The following is a 14,680-nucleotide window of genomic DNA, read 5'->3' on the forward strand; positions in this document are numbered from 1 at the left end:
CCCATGCTAATGCCGCCGCCGAATGAGCGATCCGACGATGACCGAATCCGCCCGCATTGACCTGGACTATGTCCGTAGTCGGCTGCGCAATGACAGCGCGGCGGCGCTGGAATGGTTCCGCAGCAACTGGCGCGCGCACAAGCTGTTTCGCTGGGGCGCCGCCGCCCTGGCGGGCGGGATCGTGCTGCTGGTGGCGATCTGGGCGCTGCTTGCGCGCGATCTGCCCGATGCGGAAAGCCTGGTCGGCTATGAAACGCCGCTGCCCACCGTGGTGCGCGGGATCGATGGCGAGATTGTCCATTCCTATGCCCGAGAGCGGCGCGTCCAGCTGCTCTATGCCGATTTCCCGGAAAAGCTGATTGACGCCTATCTGGCGGCAGAGGACAAGACCTTCTTCAGCCACGGCGGGGTAGACATAACCGGCACACTCAATGCCGTGCTCGACTATGCGATGAAATTCGGTTCGGGCGAACGCGCGGTGGGCGGCTCGACCATTACCCAGCAGGTGGCCAAGAACCTGCTCCTGGGTGACGAGTACTCGGTAACCCGCAAGCTCAAGGAAATGATCCTGGCGCGCCGCATCGAAGGAGTCCTGTCGAAGCAGGAAATCCTCGAGCTTTACCTCAACGAGATCCCGCTCGGCCGCCGCAGCTTCGGCGTGCAGGCTGCGGCCCAGGCCTATTTCGACAAGGATGTAGACCAGCTCGACCTGCATGAGATGGCGTTCCTGGCGATCCTGCCCAAGGCGCCCGAGCGCTATGGCCGCGCGCGCAACGCGGAGCTGGCGATCGAACGGCGCAATTTTGTGCTGAGCCAGATGGAAGACAACGGCTTCATTACGGCAGCGGAAATGCGCGCAGCACAGGCCAAGCCGCTGGGGCTGGTGACCGAACGGAGCGAACGTTCGGTCGATGCCGGATATTTCCTCGAGGAAGTGCGTCGCCAGTTGCTCGCCGACTTCGGCGAAACTGCCGAAGACGGACCCAACAGCGTCTACGCCGGCGGCTTGTGGGTGCGCACCTCGCTCGATCCGGCCCTGCAAGAAGCAGCGCGCGATTCGCTGCGCGCCGGGCTGCTGCGGTATCACGGCAACCGCGGCTGGACCGGGCCGATCGCCACGCTCGACATGGACAAGGGCAATTGGGCAGGTCAGCTGCAAAGCTCTTTCATCGGCGTGCGCTACAAGAACTGGCGCATTGGCGTAGTCACCAGCAAGTCGGGTGACAGCGCGAAGGTCGGTTTCGCCAATGGCAATGAGGCCCCCCTGATCAGCCCGCCGAGCTCGATCAGGCCGGGAGACGTGATCGCGGTGCAACCGAGCGGCAGCGGTTTCAGGGTTGCGGTCATTCCAGAGGTGTCGGGCGGCTTCCTGGCGCAATCGGTGCAAACCGGGCGGATCCTGGCGATGCAGGGCGGGTTCGATTTCCGCCTGAGCGATTTCAACCGCGCCACCCAGGCAGAGCGGCAGCCGGGATCGACGATCAAGCCGTTCGTCTATGCCGCAGGCCTTGACCACGGGATGACGCCAGCGACCGAAGTGCCCGATCAGACGTTCTGTTATTACCAGGGCGCGAACCTCGGCGAGAAATGCTTTCGCAACTTTGGCGGCGAATCCGGCGGGGTGCACACGATGCGCTGGGGCCTTGAGCAGTCGCGCAATCTGATGACCATCCATATCGCCATGGAAACCGGCATGCCCGAGGTCGTGGAGACCTTCAAAAAGGTCGGGATCGGATCCTATGGCGCCTATCCCTCTTTTGCCTTGGGGGCCGGCGATACCACGGTTGAGCGGATGGTCGGAGCCTACGCTGCGCTCGCCAATCACGGCAGGCTGAACAAGCCGACGGTGATCGATTACGTGCAGGATCGCCGCGGCAAGGTTATCTGGCGGGCGGACAAGCGCCGCTGCGAAGGCTGCAATATGCCCAAGTGGGACGGACAGCCGATGCCGCGCTTCGGCTTGAAGGGCGAACAGGTGCTCGATCCGCGCACCTCGTTCCAGGTGGTGCATATGCTCGAAGGCGTTGTCACGCGGGGTACCGCGACACGCCTGCGCGACCTTGACCTGCCGCTGTTCGGCAAGACGGGCACCACCAACGGGCCGACCAATGCCTGGTTCGTGGGCGGCACGCCGGAAATCGTCGGCGGGGTCTATGTCGGGTTCGACCAGCCGCGCAACCTCGGCGGCTATGTCCAGGGTGGCAACACCGCCGCGCCGATCTTCAAGGATTTCGTCCTCAAGACACGCGACAAGTGGAGCGACCTGCCCGCCATTGCGCCGCCCGGCATCCGCATGGTCAAGATCGACCGGCGAAGCGGCAAGCGGGTGTTCGGCGAAGTGCCCTCGGATGAACCCCAGGCTGCGGTAATCTGGGAAGCGTTCAAGCCTGATACGGAGCCGCCACCGGCCACCCGCCAGGATCGCATCGCGTCACTGCGCGACGAGCTGCTGGCCCTCTTGCGGCGGGCGCGCAGCGAACAGCAGGGCGCGCGCGAAGGCCAGATGGAGGACTTTGTCGAGGAACAGGGCGGCATATATTAGCCGTCCGCCAATTCTGCGGGATCAAATTCACGGTTCACGCGCTGATAGGGCAAACCCCATCTGGAAGGATATGACCATGCGTAAACTGGTTCTGGCTGCGGCACTGGCCCTTGGTCTGAGCGCCCCGGCAGCCGCCGATCTGCCGGTCGGTGCGAAAGCACCCGTATTCACCACCAAGGCGGCGCTGGCAGGCAAGGAATTCGGCTTCAACCTGCGGGCGGCGCTAGCGAAGGGGCCGGTGGTGCTCTATTTCTATCCCAAGGCGTTCACGCAAGGTTGCACGCTTGAAGCCAATGCCTTTGCCGAGGCCATGCCGCAGTTCAAGGCGCTCGGCGCCAGTGTGGTTGGCATGTCGAACGACGATATCGAAACACTCAAGCGCTTCAGCCGCGAGGAATGCCGTGACGCATTTGCGGTCGGTGTCGCTTCGCGCAAGATCATCGACGGGTATGATGTCGCCCTGGTGCGTGACGGAAAAGACACCGGCATCACCAGCCGCACCAGCTATGTCATCGCGCAGGACGGGCGGATCGTGATGGTCCATTCGGACATGGATTATCGCGACCATGTGGCGAAAACGCTGGCGGCAGTGCGCAAGCTCGCCAACTGAGTGCAAGGGCGGCTGGTCCCCGCTTTACAATCGCCAATGGTCCGCTAAGCGCATCCCCTCGGATTTGCGAAGGAATGACTATGCGTGCCGAAGGGCAGGCCCATATCGATCGTATCGAAGCTGCGCTGGCGCTGGTGCGCCAGTCGCTCGACTGGGAGCGCGCCCTGCGCCGGCTCGACGAGCTAGACGCGCGGGTGCAGGATCCGAAGCTGTGGGACGATCCCAAGCAGGCGCAGGCGATCACCCGCGAGCAGAAGCAGCTTGAGACCGCGATCAATACCGTAAGGCAGATTTCGGCCGAGATGGCCGACGCGATCGAATTCGTCGAAATGGGCGAAGCCGAAGGTGAGGACGAGATTGTCGCGGATGGTCTGCAAACCCTCGCCAGGCTGGCTGAGCGGGCGGACGCCGACAAGGTGCAGGCGCTGCTTTCGGGCGAGGCCGATGGCAACGATACCTATCTTGAAATCCACGCAGGTGCCGGCGGCACGGAAAGCCAGGACTGGGCCGAAATGCTGCTGCGCATGTATGCGCGCTGGGCCGAACGGCGCGGCTTCAAGGTGGAAACGGTCGAATACCAGGCGGGCGACCAGGCGGGGATCAAGTCCGCCACGCTGCTGATCAAAGGCGAAAACGCCTATGGCTATGCCAAGACCGAAAGCGGCGTCCACCGGCTGGTCCGCATCAGCCCTTATGACAGTTCGGCGCGGCGCCACACGTCGTTCAGCTCGGTCTGGGTATATCCGGTGATCGACGACGATATCGATATCGAGATCAAGGAATCCGACCTCAAGATCGATACCTATCGCGCGTCGGGCGCGGGCGGGCAGCACGTCAACACCACCGATCCCGCTGTCCGCATCACGCACATGCCGACCGGCATCGTGGTCGCCAGCCAGAACGACCGCAGCCAGCACAAGAACCGCGCGACCGCGATGAACATGCTGAAGGCACGCCTGTTCGAACGCGAAATGGCCGAACGTGAAGCGGCGGCATCGGGCGAATATCAGGAAAAGAGCGAGATCGGCTGGGGGCACCAGATCCGGTCCTATGTCCTTCAGCCATACCAGATGGTGAAAGACCTGCGCACAGGGGTTACCTCGACCAACCCCGACGCCGTGCTCGATGGCGCCATCGATGACTTCATCGCCGCTTCGCTGGCGCAACGCGTGACGGGCGAGGCAGTCGAGGTGGACGACGTCGAATGATGCGCATTGGCCTGCTTTCGCTAACAGTGCTAGCGCTGCTGGCGGGTTGCGAACCCATCGGACAGACCAGCCAGCGCCCGGAAACATCGCTCGAATTCCCCCAGGCTGATCGGCCTGTGTCAGTCATCACCGCGACTCAGTTTTCGACCGAAGACGTGCGCGACGAACGCGGGGAAGCGCAAAAGGTGATGGATCTTGCCGGCATTACCACCGGGATGACCGTGGCCGATATCGGTGCGGGCGAAGGCTATTACACGGTCCGCCTTGCCGAACGTGTGGGCGAGGATGGCCGCGTGCTGGCGCAGGATATCGACCGCGAAGCGCTCGGCCGCCTTGGGCAGCGGGTCGAGCGCCAGCGGCTCGACAATGTATCGATCAAGCTTGGCCGCGAAGACGACCCGCAACTGCCGGCCGACAGTTTCGACCGCATCTTCCTGGTCCATATGTACCATGAAGTGGGGGAGCCTTACGCGTTTCTCTGGCGCTTGTGGCCGGCGCTCGCCGAGGGCGGGCAAGTAATTGTAGTCGATACCGACCGCCCGACCGACCAGCACGGGATACCGCCGCTGCTGTTATCCTGCGAGTTCAAGGCGGTGGGCTTCCGGCTCGTTGAATTCCTCGAAAAGCCGGACATCCGCGGATATTTCGCGCGGTTCGAGCGGGCTGAAACGCGGCCGGAGCCCGGCGCGATTACGCCATGCGCCCTGACACGAGCGAAGGGCTGAACGCGATCCACATCTATTGCGAGAAAGGCCTAAACAAGCGGGCGAATTGTAGGCTAAGGGCCGGATAGACATCAGGGGCGGCAGGGTTCATGCTGCGTCGAGCAGAATACAACACGATGGGGGAATTGCCGGGAATGACAGATTTTCCAACCAGTTTTGACCGTGACAATCTGTTGAAATGCGCGCGGGGCGAGCTGTTCGGCCCCGGCAATGCGCAATTGCCCGCACCGCCCATGTTGATGATGGACCGGATCACCGAGATTTCGGATGAGGGCGGCCTGCACGGCAAGGGCCATGTCGTGGCGGAATTCGATATCACGCCGGATCTGTGGTTCTTCGAATGCCATTTCCCCGGCAACCCGATCATGCCGGGCTGTCTCGGCCTTGACGGCTTGTGGCAGCTGACCGGCTTCAACCTCGGTTGGCGCGGCTGGAAGGGGCGGGGCTATGCCCTGGGCGTCGGCGAGGTCAAGCTAACCGGCATGGTGCGGCCCGATCGCAAGATGCTCACCTATTACGTCGATTTCACCAAGGCGGTGCAAACCCGGCGACTGACTATGGGGGTCGCCGATGGCCGGGTCGAGGCCGATGGCGAGGTCATCTATCAAGTCAAGGATATGAAAGTCGCGCTCTCTGAGGCGTAAGGGGTAATCATGCGTCGCGTCGTAGTCACAGGCCTGGGGATCGTTTCCTCGATAGGCAACAATGCAGAAGAAGTGCTGGCCTCGCTCAAGGCGGGCAAGTCCGGCATCACCTTTAACGAAGCCATGGCCGAACATGGCTTCCGCTCGCAGGTCGCGGGCGCGGTCGATCTTGACGTTGCGGAGCATGTGGACAAGCGCACGCTGCGCTTCATGGGGCCGGGCGCAGCCTATGCCTATATCGCCATGGGCCAGGCGATTGCCGATGCCGGGCTTGAGGAGAAGGACGTCATCAATCCCATGACCGGGGTGATCGCGGGTTCCGGCGGCCCCTCCACCTCGGCCATGCTGGCGGCGCACCAGACCGTGCTGGAAACGGGTGCGACCAAACGCATCGGGCCTTTCGCCGTGCCCAAGTGCATGTCCTCCACGGTCAGCGCCAATCTGGCCACGGCCTATCAGATCAAGGGCATGAACTTCTCCATCACCTCGGCCTGTTCCACTTCGCTCCACTGCATCGGCATGGCGGCACAGCAGATCGCGCTGGGGCAGCAGGATGTGATGTTTGGCGGTGGCGGCGAAGAGCTGGACTGGACGCTGTCCTGCCTGTTTGACGCGATGGGCGCCATGTCGAGCAAGTACAATGACACGCCGGAGCGTGCCTCGCGCGCCTTTGATGCCAATCGCGACGGTTTCGTGATCGGTGGCGGCGGTGCGATGCTGGTGCTGGAAGCGCTTGAACATGCGCAGGCGCGCGGTGCGAAGATCTATGCCGAGGTCACTGGCTTTGCCGCCACTTCCGATGGGGCCGACATGGTTGCGCCCTCGGGCGAAGGCGGGGAGCGTGCGATGCGCGGGGCGCTGCGGACGCTGAGCCCGGAGCGCAAGGTCAGCTACATCAACGCGCACGGCACTTCGACGCCGGTGGGTGACGTGGGCGAGATCGAGGCGGTGCGCCGGGTGTTCGGCGAGGGATCAACCCCGCCGGTCAGCTCGACCAAGTCGATGACAGGACACAGCCAGGGAGCCACCGGCGCGCAGGAGGCAGTCTATTGCCTGTTGGCGCTGGAGCATGATTTCATCATCCCGTCGATCAATGTGGAAACGCTCGATCCGGCGCTGAAGCCGGAAGAGATCGCGACCGAACTGGTCGAGAATGCCGGGCTCGATCCCGTCATGACCAATTCCTTCGGATTCGGCGGCACAAATGGATCGATGGTGTTGTCGAAGTTCCACGGGTAACGGGTCGCGCCGATAAGTGAGAGGTTTGGACATGGGCTTGCTTGCAGGAAAACGCGGCCTTGTGATGGGCGTCGCCAATGATCGCTCGATCGCCTGGGGTATTGCCAAGGCCTGCGCCGATGCCGGGGCGGAGCTGGCCTTTACCTATCAGGGCGAGGCATTCGGGAAGCGGGTCGAGCCGTTGGCGCAAAGCGTTGGCTCGGATTTCTTGCTGGATGTCGATGTAACCGACGATGCGTCGCTTGATGCGGCTTTCGGTGCGCTCCAGCAGAGGTGGGGCAGGCTGGATTTCGTGGTCCATGCCATCGCCTATTCGGACAAATCGGAGCTGACGGGGCGGATCCTCGATACCTCGCGTGAGAACTTCAAGAACTCGATGGATATCTCCGCCTACAGTTTTATCGAAATCGCCCGCCGCGCGCATCCGATGATGGTGGAACATGGCGGCACCTTGCTGACGCTGACCTACATGGGCTCCAACCGGGTCACCCCCAATTACAATGTCATGGGCCTGGCGAAGGCGGCACTGGAAGCGGGGGTGCGGTATCTCGCCAATGACCTGGGACCCGAAGGCATCCGCGTCAACGCCATCAGCCCGGGCCCGATGAAGACGCTGGCCGGTTCCGCCATTGGCGGCGCGCGCAAGACCTGGAAGCATACCGAGACCAACGCGCCCCTGCGTGGCAATGCCACGCTTGAGGCAGTGGGCGGCACGGCGGTGTATCTGTGCAGTGGTGCGGGTGCCTGCACGACGGGCGAGATCATCCGCGTCGATGGCGGCTTCCACGTTTTGGGCATGCCGCAGCACGACAATCTTTGAGCGTGTCCTGACTGTCAGGTGAGGGAAGTAGCTAGCGCCACAGCTGCATTTCGCGGACGATTTCCGGCAATTCGGGGTTGGTGTCAGGGCGCGACATGGTCCGCTCTACCAGGCGCCATTTGCGCCGCATCCCACCGCGCTGCCACAAATCGGTGATCCAGACATCCCCGTCGATCTTCTTCGGGCCTAGCCGCCCTTCGATCGACATGCGCGCAGCGAAAACTGCCAGCTGCTTGTGACGGCGCACGTAGATGTCCCGGAAGCGATAGCCGGTGCACAGGAAACGGCCTGTCGCCGCTTCCAGCCAGCTCGGCCGGTCGAGCATGGCGGAGGTTTGACCGCCCAGCAGGAACACGAAATCTGCAGACGCCAGCGCTTTCATGCCCTTGCGGTCGCGCGCCATCCAGCAACGCATCCAGTCGTGCTCAAGTTCTTCGATCTGTGCGGTAAATTCATCCATGATCCGAATGCCTTGGGATGTCGATGCGGGGCCGCAACCGCGATCCGGCGAAACCCTTTCAGAGGCCGACCAACACCTGGTCGGGCGGGCGGTGGCCGTCCATCCAGAAGCGGATATTGGCGATCACTTTCTCGCCAGAGGCTTCGCGCCCTTCAGCGGTGGCGCTGCCGATATGCGGCAGGGTCATGACGTTCGGTATCTTGAGCAACCTCCGGTCGACATTGGGCTCGTCCGGATACACGTCGAGACCTGCGCCCGCGAGATGCCCGCTCTCAAGCGCCGCAATCAGCGCTTCCTGATCGATCAGTTCGCCGCGCGCGGTGTTGATGATCGAGGATCCCGGCTTCATCAGCGCGATCCGCCGCGCATCGATCAGGCCGCGGGTATCGTCGGTCAGCGGGCAATGCAGCGAGAGGATGTCCGCCTCGGCCACCAGCGTATCGACATCAGGCACGAAGCGCGCGCCAAGCATCCGTTCCAGCGCTTCGGGCAGTCGCTTGCGGTTGGTGTAGGCAATCTCCAGCCCGAAGGCGCGGGCGCGATGCGCCACAGCCTGCCCGATCCGTCCCATGCCGACGATCCCCAGCACCTTGCCCGCGAGCTTGCGCCCGAGCATGCCGGATGGCGCCCAGCCGGTCCATGTGCCGCTGCGCACCAGCCCCACGCCTTCACGAATACGGCGCGGCACGCCGATAATCCCGGCCATGGCGATATCGGCGGTGTCGTCGGTGAACACGCCGGGCGTATTGGTGACCATGATCTTGCGCGCGGCAGCCGCAGCGATGTCGATATGTTCGATGCCTGCCCCAAAACTCGCGATCAGTTTCAGCTGGTCGCCGGCAGCGGCAATCATCTCAGCATCGATCCGGTCGGTCACCGTAGGCACCAATACATCGGCGCGCTGCATCGCTTTGATCAGCTGTTCGCGGGTGAAGGGAATATCCTGCTCGTTCAGCTCGACATCGAACAGTTCGCGCATGCGCTGTTCCACTGAAGGCATCAGGTGCCGGGTTACAATCACCCGCGGGGTGTGGTCGATCGGTTTGCGGGCTGGTGCAGACTGGTGAGGCATGCCTTGCGCGCTAGAGCGGCAAGGGCGGGGCGGTCAAGCAGTTGTGCGTAAAGCATGTACACCCTGCTTGAAGCGAGCCCCGATGGCGCTGTATGCAATCGGCCATGCGCTGGTTCCTTACTCCCCTGTTCCTGCTTTGCTTTGCCATGATTGCTGCGACTACTCAGGCCCAGACGCGCGACGTGCCCTATTGGGCGTCGATCCGCGCGCCCGAGGTCAACATGCGGGTCGGGCCGAGCCAGGATTTCCCGATCGAGTGGGTCTACAAGCGGCAGGGGCTGCCAGTGAAGGTGATCCGCGTCCAGGAAGGCTGGCGGCTGATCAGCGATCCCGACGGGGCGCAGGGCTGGGTCGTTGCGCGCTTGCTCGATCCTGAGCGAACCGCGCTGGTGGTGGGCGAGGGGCTGGCGGCGATCCGCGAGGCGCCGCAGGATCCCGCCAGGCTGAAATGGAACGCGCAGCCCGGCGTTGTCGGCAAGCTGGGCAAATGCGATGCGGGCTGGTGCGAGATCGATGTCCAGGGCCGCGAAGGCTGGATTCGGGAAAACCGGCTGTGGGGCGCGGGCGAACCCTGAGGATCAATATAAAAAGGGGCGGTCCAACCCGAACCGCCCCTTTCCATCGCCGCTAGGCAAAGGTCATTCGGCTGCTCGAACGACCTTGGAAACTGCTCCGTCAGGATCGGTGGAAGTCCAGCTGCCGTCTTCTCCAATCGTCTGGGTGTAGCACACAGCGGGTGCATCTTCGCCCTCAGGATCGGCACAGAACTGGTCGCCTTCGGAAGTGTAGGTGCCGGTTACCGGATCAACCCCTTCGGCAGTGAGTGTGAAGGTGCCGTCTTCAGCCAGCGTCCAGACCGAGGCGGTGCCGTCCGGTCCTTCGACGTTATAGGTCCCGGCTACGGGTCCGCCATCGACTGCAGTGGGTGCAGCTGCCGCCTCTTCGGTTGGTTCCGGCGCCGGGGCTTCCGGCTCTGAACAGGCGGCGAGCACGGCGATCCCGGCAATCAAAACAAGCTTACGCATGCAAAAATCCTTATCTATCAATGAAACGAAGCGTTGCTCAGGCGGCGGGCACCGGCCTTACCGTCACGGGATCGCCGCTGTCTGGTGTAGCGGTGAACGAACCGTCTTCGGCAGGTGCACTTTCGGTAAAGCACATCGGCTCCAAGCCTTCCGTAGTCGGTGTGAAGCATGTCTTGCCATCAACTACGGCCCATGTGCCTTCGGCAACCACTGTGCCATCGGCTGCGGTATCCGTGTATGTACCGTCGGCGTTGATGACGGTTGTGCCGACCGTCCCGTCAGGACCTGTGGCTTCGTAGGTTCCCGGAGGCGAACCATTGGCTACGGCAACTGCAGGCGCTTCGGTTGCTGCCGGTGCCGCTGCTTCATCTTGCTCTGCGGGTTTTGCACAAGCCGCTAATGCCAGCACGGCGGCGGCGGCGATCAGTCTCTTCATTTGTGTTCCCCTCATGAAAAGGTGCGGCAATCTATTCTGCTGCTGCTGCAACCCTGACCGTTACGGTCTCGCCATCTTCTGCGGTCGAGGTCCAGCTTCCGTCTTCGCCCACTGCGCTGTTGGTCCAGCAGCGGGTTGGCTGTTCGGGGTCATCGCCTTCAGGATCGAAGCAGATCTTGCCGTCTTCCTGGGCCACCGCCCCGCTCATGGTAGCGTCACCCAGCGTCACGGTGAAGGTGCCCTCTTCGGTCGTTGTTACAGTGCCGACGGATCCGTCAGCATAGGTAACTTCAAACGTACCCGGGCCTTCGTTGGCGGCAGGTGCTGCCGCTTCTTCCGCGACCGGCGCAGCTTCTTCGGTAGCCGGTTCCGAGCAGGCGGCAATTGCTGCCAAACCTGCAACAGCGATGAGTCTCTTCATTGCGTGAATCTCCCTCGTCACGCGACCCGCGCGGGGAGATAACACACAATTCCGAGACTGCGAAATCCGGCGTTAGCTGACGAGTTCAACCGCAATCGCGGTCGCTTCGCCTCCGCCAATGCACAGCGAGGCGACGCCGCGCGTCTTGCACTGCTTTTTCAGGGCATTGAGCAAGGTCACGATGATGCGGGTGCCGCTCGCGCCGATAGGGTGGCCGAGAGCGGTCGCGCCGCCGTTGACGTTGATCTTCTCGTGCGGGATGCCGATGTCACGCATGGCGAACATGGCGACACAGGCAAAGGCTTCGTTCACTTCCCACAGGTCGACATCATCGGTGGTCCAGCCGGCGCGTTCGAGCACCTTCTGAATCGCGCCGACGGGGGCAATGGTGAAATCCTTGGGCTCCTGCGCATGCGCGGCCATGGCAACGATCTTCGCTACCGGCTGCTGGCCATTGGCGGACGCCACACTTTCGCGGGTCAGGACGACGGCGGCAGCTCCATCCGAGATCGAACTCGAGGTCGCCGCAGTGATCGTGCCGTCCTTGGCAAAGGCCGGACGCAGGGTCGGGATTTTGTCAGGCTTGCCCTTGCCAGGCTGTTCGTCGGTATCGACAGTGACTTCGCCGGCGCGGGTGGCAACGGTCACCGGCACAACCTCATCGGCAAAAGCGCCGCTGGCGATCGCTTCATTGGCGCGGCGCAGCGATTCGATCGAATAGCCGTCCATGTCTTCGCGCGTCAGCTGGTAGGCATTCGCGGTATCCTGCGCGAAAGTGCCCATTGCGCGGCCCGCGTCATAGGCATCTTCCAGCCCGTCGAGGAACATGTGGTCATAAGCGGTGTCATGGCCGATGCGCGCGCCCGAACGGTGCTTCTTCAGCAGGTAGGGGGCATTGGTCATGCTCTCCATCCCGCCCGCGACGACGTAGTCTACCGTGCCCGAAGCCAGCGCTTCGGCGCCCATGATCACGGTCTGCATGCCGCTGCCGCAGACCTTGTTGACGGTAGTCGCCTGGACCGACTTTGGCAGGCCTGCCTTCAGCGTTGCCTGACGGGCAGGGGCCTGGCCCAGGCCCGCCGGGAGCACGCAGCCCATATAGGCGCGATCGAACTTTTCCGGAGCGACTCCGGAGCGTTCGACTGCGGCCTTGACCGCGGTTGCACCCAGATCGGTCGCCGAAACATCGGCCAGCGCGCCCTGCATGCCGCCCATCGGTGTGCGGGCATAGGACAGGATGACGACGGGATCGGCGGCGGAAAACTGGGTCATGATCAAATTCCCGGATGACTGAGGTGGCAATTCGTGATGCGATCTAATGCTGCATTGCGGCAAAGGCAAATGCTTGGCCGCCCGGCATACGTATTAGCTTGTCATGCGCGGCGGCTTGCGCAAGAACCAATGGCAAATCGCAACCGAGATGCGACAGATATTTAGGAGAGACCCATGGCCGACGACCGCCGCGAAGAGCTGGAACGCATCCTCAAGCTCCAACGATCCGCCTTCAACACATCGCGCCCTGAGCCGATGAGCATGCGCAAGGACCGGATCAAGCGCGCGATGGCGCTGATCAAGGACCATGGCGAAAACCTGGCCAAGGCGATGAGCGCGGACTTCGGCAACCGCAGCATGCACCAGTCGATGTTGACCGACGTTGCCGCGACCGTCAGCGCAGGCAAGGACGCGCTCAAGCACATGGACAAGTGGGCGCAGACCAGCAGGCGTAAGGTCCAATTTCCGCTGGGCCTTCTCGGCGCCAAGGCCGAGGTCCGCTATGAGCCCAAAGGCGTGATCGGCATCCTTAGCCCGTGGAATTTCCCGGTCCAGCTGGCGTTCGGCCCGCTGATGCAGGTGTTTGCCGCGGGCAACCGCGCGATGATCAAGCCGAGCGAATTTACCGAGCGTACTTCGCGCCTGATGGCGGACCTGGTGCCCGAATACTTCACGCCGGACGAGCTGGCGGTGATCACCGGCGGGCCGGAAGTGGCGGCGGCCTTCTCGTCACTGCCGTTCGACCATCTGGTGTTCACCGGCTCGACCGCGACCGGGCGCCGGGTGATGGAAGCAGCGGCGGCTAACCTCGTACCCGTAACGCTTGAGCTGGGAGGTAAATCGCCTGTGTTCATGGGGCGCAGCGCCGATTTCGCCAAGGCGGGCGAACGCATCGCACTGGGCAAGATGATGAACGCAGGGCAGATCTGCCTTGCGCCCGATTACATCTACGTCCCCGCCGAAAACGAGGACGAGGCGATTGCCGGCGTCGCGCAAGGCGTGAAGAACATGTACCCCACGCTGCTCGAGAACGACGACTACGCCTCGATCGTGTCCGATCGCCATTTCGAGCGGCTGCAGGGGCTCGTCGAGGACGCGCGCGAAAAAGGCGCGGAAGTTATCGAGGTCAATCCCGGCAATGAGGATTTCTCCAACGCCAACATCCGCAAGATGCCGCTCAATATCCTGCGCAACGTCAATGATGACATGAAGGTGATGCAGGAAGAGATCTTCGGCCCCGTTTTGCCGGTGAAAACCTACAGCCAGATCGAAGAAGCGGTGGATTATGTGAACGAGCATGACCGTCCGCTGGGGCTCTATTACTTCGGCCAGGACAAGGCCGAGCAGGAACGCGTGCTGACGAGGACGATCTCGGGCGGGGTCACCACCAATGACGTGATTTTCCACGTGTCGATGGAAGACCTGCCGTTCGGTGGGGTGGGGCCGTCGGGCATGGGCAGCTATCACTCGATCGAGGGCTTCCGCGAATTCAGCCATGCCCGCGCGGTCTATCACCAGCCGAAGGTCGACATCGCCAAGCTGGGCGGGTTCAAGCCACCGTTTGGCAAGGCCACACAAAAGACCATTGCCACGCTGATGAAGTGAGGTTGCTTCCGGGCTTCAAGACCACAGGACTGCGCGCAAGCTGACAGGGCAGGGCCTGCACCGGATTCCGCTTCGCGCAACCAAAGTGTTATGAATTACACGATTCGTGCCCTTGCACCTTCGTTTGGAGGCGCTTAGAGGCGGGCGCGTTATTGCAGCGACGGGATCAAATCGTGGTCGACCTTAGCCAGTATCTGCCGATACTGATCTTCATCTTTATTGCGCTCGGGCTTTCCGTGGCATTCGTGTTCCTGCCGATGGGCGTGTCGCGCCTTACCGGCACACACAACCCCGATGCCGAAAAGCTCAGCGAATATGAATGCGGCTTCCCGGCTTTCGAGGATGCGCGCAGCCAGTTCGACGTGCGTTTCTACCTCGTCGCGATCAGCTTCATCATCTTCGACCTTGAGGCTGCGTTCCTGTTTCCCTGGGCGGTGAGCCTGGGTGAAACCGGCTGGACCGGCTGGATCGGCATGATGGTGTTCCTGGGCATCCTTGCCATCGGCCTTGCCTATGAATGGAAGAAGGGGGCTCTGGACTGGGAATGAGCACTTCCAGCAACAACAGCACGATCATCACTCCGCCGACCGCGCCGATCAAC

General features: G+C 62.6%; 16 protein-coding genes. 10 read left to right on the plus strand and 6 right to left on the minus strand.

Annotated elements, in window-relative coordinates:
* Positions 1–22 precede the first annotated feature (22 nt).
* The 7 genes from G6N82_RS00490 (at position 23) to G6N82_RS00520 (ending at position 7,788) form a co-directional block, all read left to right on the plus strand.
* On the plus strand, positions 23–2,542 hold the full coding sequence (locus G6N82_RS00490) for a transglycosylase domain-containing protein (protein ID WP_241255147.1): 2,520 nt from the start codon (positions 23–25) through the stop codon (positions 2,540–2,542).
* Between the two features lie 76 nt (positions 2,543–2,618).
* Complete coding sequence (locus G6N82_RS00495) at positions 2,619–3,152, plus strand: peroxiredoxin (RefSeq protein WP_165192711.1); 534 nt, start codon at positions 2,619–2,621, stop codon at positions 3,150–3,152.
* Between the two features lie 80 nt (positions 3,153–3,232).
* On the plus strand, positions 3,233–4,360 hold the full coding sequence (prfB, locus tag G6N82_RS00500; RefSeq protein WP_165192713.1) for a peptide chain release factor 2: 1,128 nt from the start codon (positions 3,233–3,235) through the stop codon (positions 4,358–4,360).
* Positions 4,357–5,085 (plus strand): class I SAM-dependent methyltransferase, encoded by a 729-nt coding sequence (locus G6N82_RS00505; protein WP_165192715.1) that lies wholly within the window; start codon positions 4,357–4,359, stop codon positions 5,083–5,085. Before prfB ends, G6N82_RS00505 begins: the two co-directional genes overlap by 4 nt.
* A 134-nt stretch (positions 5,086–5,219) precedes the next feature.
* Positions 5,220–5,729 carry a bifunctional 3-hydroxydecanoyl-ACP dehydratase/trans-2-decenoyl-ACP isomerase gene (fabA, locus tag G6N82_RS00510; protein WP_165192717.1) on the plus strand — a complete coding sequence of 170 codons (510 nt, stop codon included), beginning with the start codon at positions 5,220–5,222 and terminating at the stop codon, positions 5,727–5,729.
* 9 nt (positions 5,730–5,738) lie between these two features.
* A complete protein-coding gene (locus G6N82_RS00515) occupies positions 5,739–6,968 on the plus strand; it encodes a beta-ketoacyl-ACP synthase II (RefSeq protein WP_165192719.1) in 1,230 nt (409 codons plus the stop codon).
* A 31-nt stretch (positions 6,969–6,999) separates the two neighbouring features.
* Entirely contained in the window at positions 7,000–7,788 is a 789-nt protein-coding gene (locus tag G6N82_RS00520) for an enoyl-ACP reductase (protein WP_165192721.1), read from the plus strand.
* A 31-nt stretch (positions 7,789–7,819) separates the two neighbouring features.
* Here G6N82_RS00520 and G6N82_RS00525 read toward each other — a convergent pair whose 3' ends face one another.
* Together G6N82_RS00525 and G6N82_RS00530 are read right to left on the minus strand one after the other, a co-directional pair.
* Complete coding sequence (locus tag G6N82_RS00525) at positions 7,820–8,248, minus strand: nuclear transport factor 2 family protein (protein WP_165192723.1); 429 nt, start codon at positions 8,246–8,248, stop codon at positions 7,820–7,822.
* A gap of 58 nt (positions 8,249–8,306) precedes the next feature.
* Positions 8,307–9,320, minus strand: coding sequence for a D-glycerate dehydrogenase (locus G6N82_RS00530; RefSeq protein WP_165192725.1), 1,014 nt, complete (start codon positions 9,318–9,320; stop codon positions 8,307–8,309).
* A gap of 104 nt (positions 9,321–9,424) precedes the next feature.
* On the opposite strand from G6N82_RS00530, the gene G6N82_RS00535 reads away from it, so the two are divergent.
* The gene (locus G6N82_RS00535) at positions 9,425–9,895 is read left to right on the plus strand and encodes an SH3 domain-containing protein (RefSeq protein WP_165192727.1); all 471 of its coding nucleotides are present in this window, start codon (positions 9,425–9,427) and stop codon (positions 9,893–9,895) included.
* Positions 9,896–9,958: 63 nt separating this feature from the next.
* On the opposite strand, the gene G6N82_RS00540 is transcribed toward G6N82_RS00535, so the two are convergent.
* The 4 genes from G6N82_RS00540 to G6N82_RS00555 all read right to left on the minus strand — a co-directional run bounded on the left by G6N82_RS00540 (position 9,959) and on the right by G6N82_RS00555 (position 12,474).
* Positions 9,959–10,345 (minus strand): hypothetical protein, encoded by a 387-nt coding sequence (locus tag G6N82_RS00540; protein WP_165192729.1) that lies wholly within the window; start codon positions 10,343–10,345, stop codon positions 9,959–9,961.
* Between the two features lie 37 nt (positions 10,346–10,382).
* Positions 10,383–10,781 carry a hypothetical protein gene (locus tag G6N82_RS00545; protein ID WP_165192731.1) on the minus strand — a complete coding sequence of 133 codons (399 nt, stop codon included), beginning with the start codon at positions 10,779–10,781 and terminating at the stop codon, positions 10,383–10,385.
* 31 nt (positions 10,782–10,812) lie between these two features.
* Positions 10,813–11,202, minus strand: a complete 390-nt coding sequence (locus G6N82_RS00550; protein ID WP_165192733.1) for a hypothetical protein — start codon at positions 11,200–11,202, stop codon at positions 10,813–10,815.
* A 72-nt stretch (positions 11,203–11,274) separates the two neighbouring features.
* On the minus strand, positions 11,275–12,474 hold the full coding sequence (locus tag G6N82_RS00555) for an acetyl-CoA C-acyltransferase (protein ID WP_165192735.1): 1,200 nt from the start codon (positions 12,472–12,474) through the stop codon (positions 11,275–11,277).
* A 174-nt stretch (positions 12,475–12,648) separates the two neighbouring features.
* On the opposite strand from G6N82_RS00555, the gene G6N82_RS00560 reads away from it, so the two are divergent.
* Together G6N82_RS00560 and G6N82_RS00565 are read left to right on the plus strand one after the other, a co-directional pair.
* The gene (locus tag G6N82_RS00560) at positions 12,649–14,079 is read left to right on the plus strand and encodes a coniferyl aldehyde dehydrogenase (RefSeq protein ID WP_165192737.1); all 1,431 of its coding nucleotides are present in this window, start codon (positions 12,649–12,651) and stop codon (positions 14,077–14,079) included.
* A 173-nt stretch (positions 14,080–14,252) separates the two neighbouring features.
* Entirely contained in the window at positions 14,253–14,627 is a 375-nt protein-coding gene (locus G6N82_RS00565; RefSeq protein ID WP_165192739.1) for an NADH-quinone oxidoreductase subunit A, read from the plus strand.
* The last annotated feature ends 53 nt before the right edge of the window (positions 14,628–14,680 follow it).

Origin of the sequence: Altererythrobacter sp. BO-6 (assembly GCF_011047315.1) — a bacterium.
Classification (GTDB): domain Bacteria; phylum Pseudomonadota; class Alphaproteobacteria; order Sphingomonadales; family Sphingomonadaceae; genus Erythrobacter.

Bases quoted from the DNA above. Each gene is read 5' to 3' on its own strand.
- G6N82_RS00490 (WP_241255147.1), top strand. From the start codon at position 23: ATGAGCGATCCGACGATGACCGAATCCGCCCGCATTGACCTGGACTAT.
- G6N82_RS00515 (WP_165192719.1), top strand. From the start codon at position 5,739: ATGCGTCGCGTCGTAGTCACAGGCCTGGGGATCGTTTCCTCGATAGGC.
- prfB (WP_165192713.1), top strand. From the start codon at position 3,233: ATGCGTGCCGAAGGGCAGGCCCATATCGATCGTATCGAAGCTGCGCTG.
- G6N82_RS00560 (WP_165192737.1), top strand. From the start codon at position 12,649: ATGGCCGACGACCGCCGCGAAGAGCTGGAACGCATCCTCAAGCTCCAA.
- G6N82_RS00550 (WP_165192733.1), bottom strand. From the start codon at position 11,202: ATGAAGAGACTCATCGCTGTTGCAGGTTTGGCAGCAATTGCCGCCTGC.
- G6N82_RS00495 (WP_165192711.1), top strand. From the start codon at position 2,619: ATGCGTAAACTGGTTCTGGCTGCGGCACTGGCCCTTGGTCTGAGCGCC.
- G6N82_RS00530 (WP_165192725.1), bottom strand. From the start codon at position 9,320: ATGCCTCACCAGTCTGCACCAGCCCGCAAACCGATCGACCACACCCCG.
- G6N82_RS00535 (WP_165192727.1), top strand. From the start codon at position 9,425: ATGCGCTGGTTCCTTACTCCCCTGTTCCTGCTTTGCTTTGCCATGATT.
- fabA (WP_165192717.1), top strand. From the start codon at position 5,220: ATGACAGATTTTCCAACCAGTTTTGACCGTGACAATCTGTTGAAATGC.
- G6N82_RS00555 (WP_165192735.1), bottom strand. From the start codon at position 12,474: ATGACCCAGTTTTCCGCCGCCGATCCCGTCGTCATCCTGTCCTATGCC.
- G6N82_RS00505 (WP_165192715.1), top strand. From the start codon at position 4,357: ATGATGCGCATTGGCCTGCTTTCGCTAACAGTGCTAGCGCTGCTGGCG.
- G6N82_RS00525 (WP_165192723.1), bottom strand. From the start codon at position 8,248: ATGGATGAATTTACCGCACAGATCGAAGAACTTGAGCACGACTGGATG.
- G6N82_RS00545 (WP_165192731.1), bottom strand. From the start codon at position 10,781: ATGAAGAGACTGATCGCCGCCGCCGCCGTGCTGGCATTAGCGGCTTGT.
- G6N82_RS00520 (WP_165192721.1), top strand. From the start codon at position 7,000: ATGGGCTTGCTTGCAGGAAAACGCGGCCTTGTGATGGGCGTCGCCAAT.
- G6N82_RS00540 (WP_165192729.1), bottom strand. From the start codon at position 10,345: ATGCGTAAGCTTGTTTTGATTGCCGGGATCGCCGTGCTCGCCGCCTGT.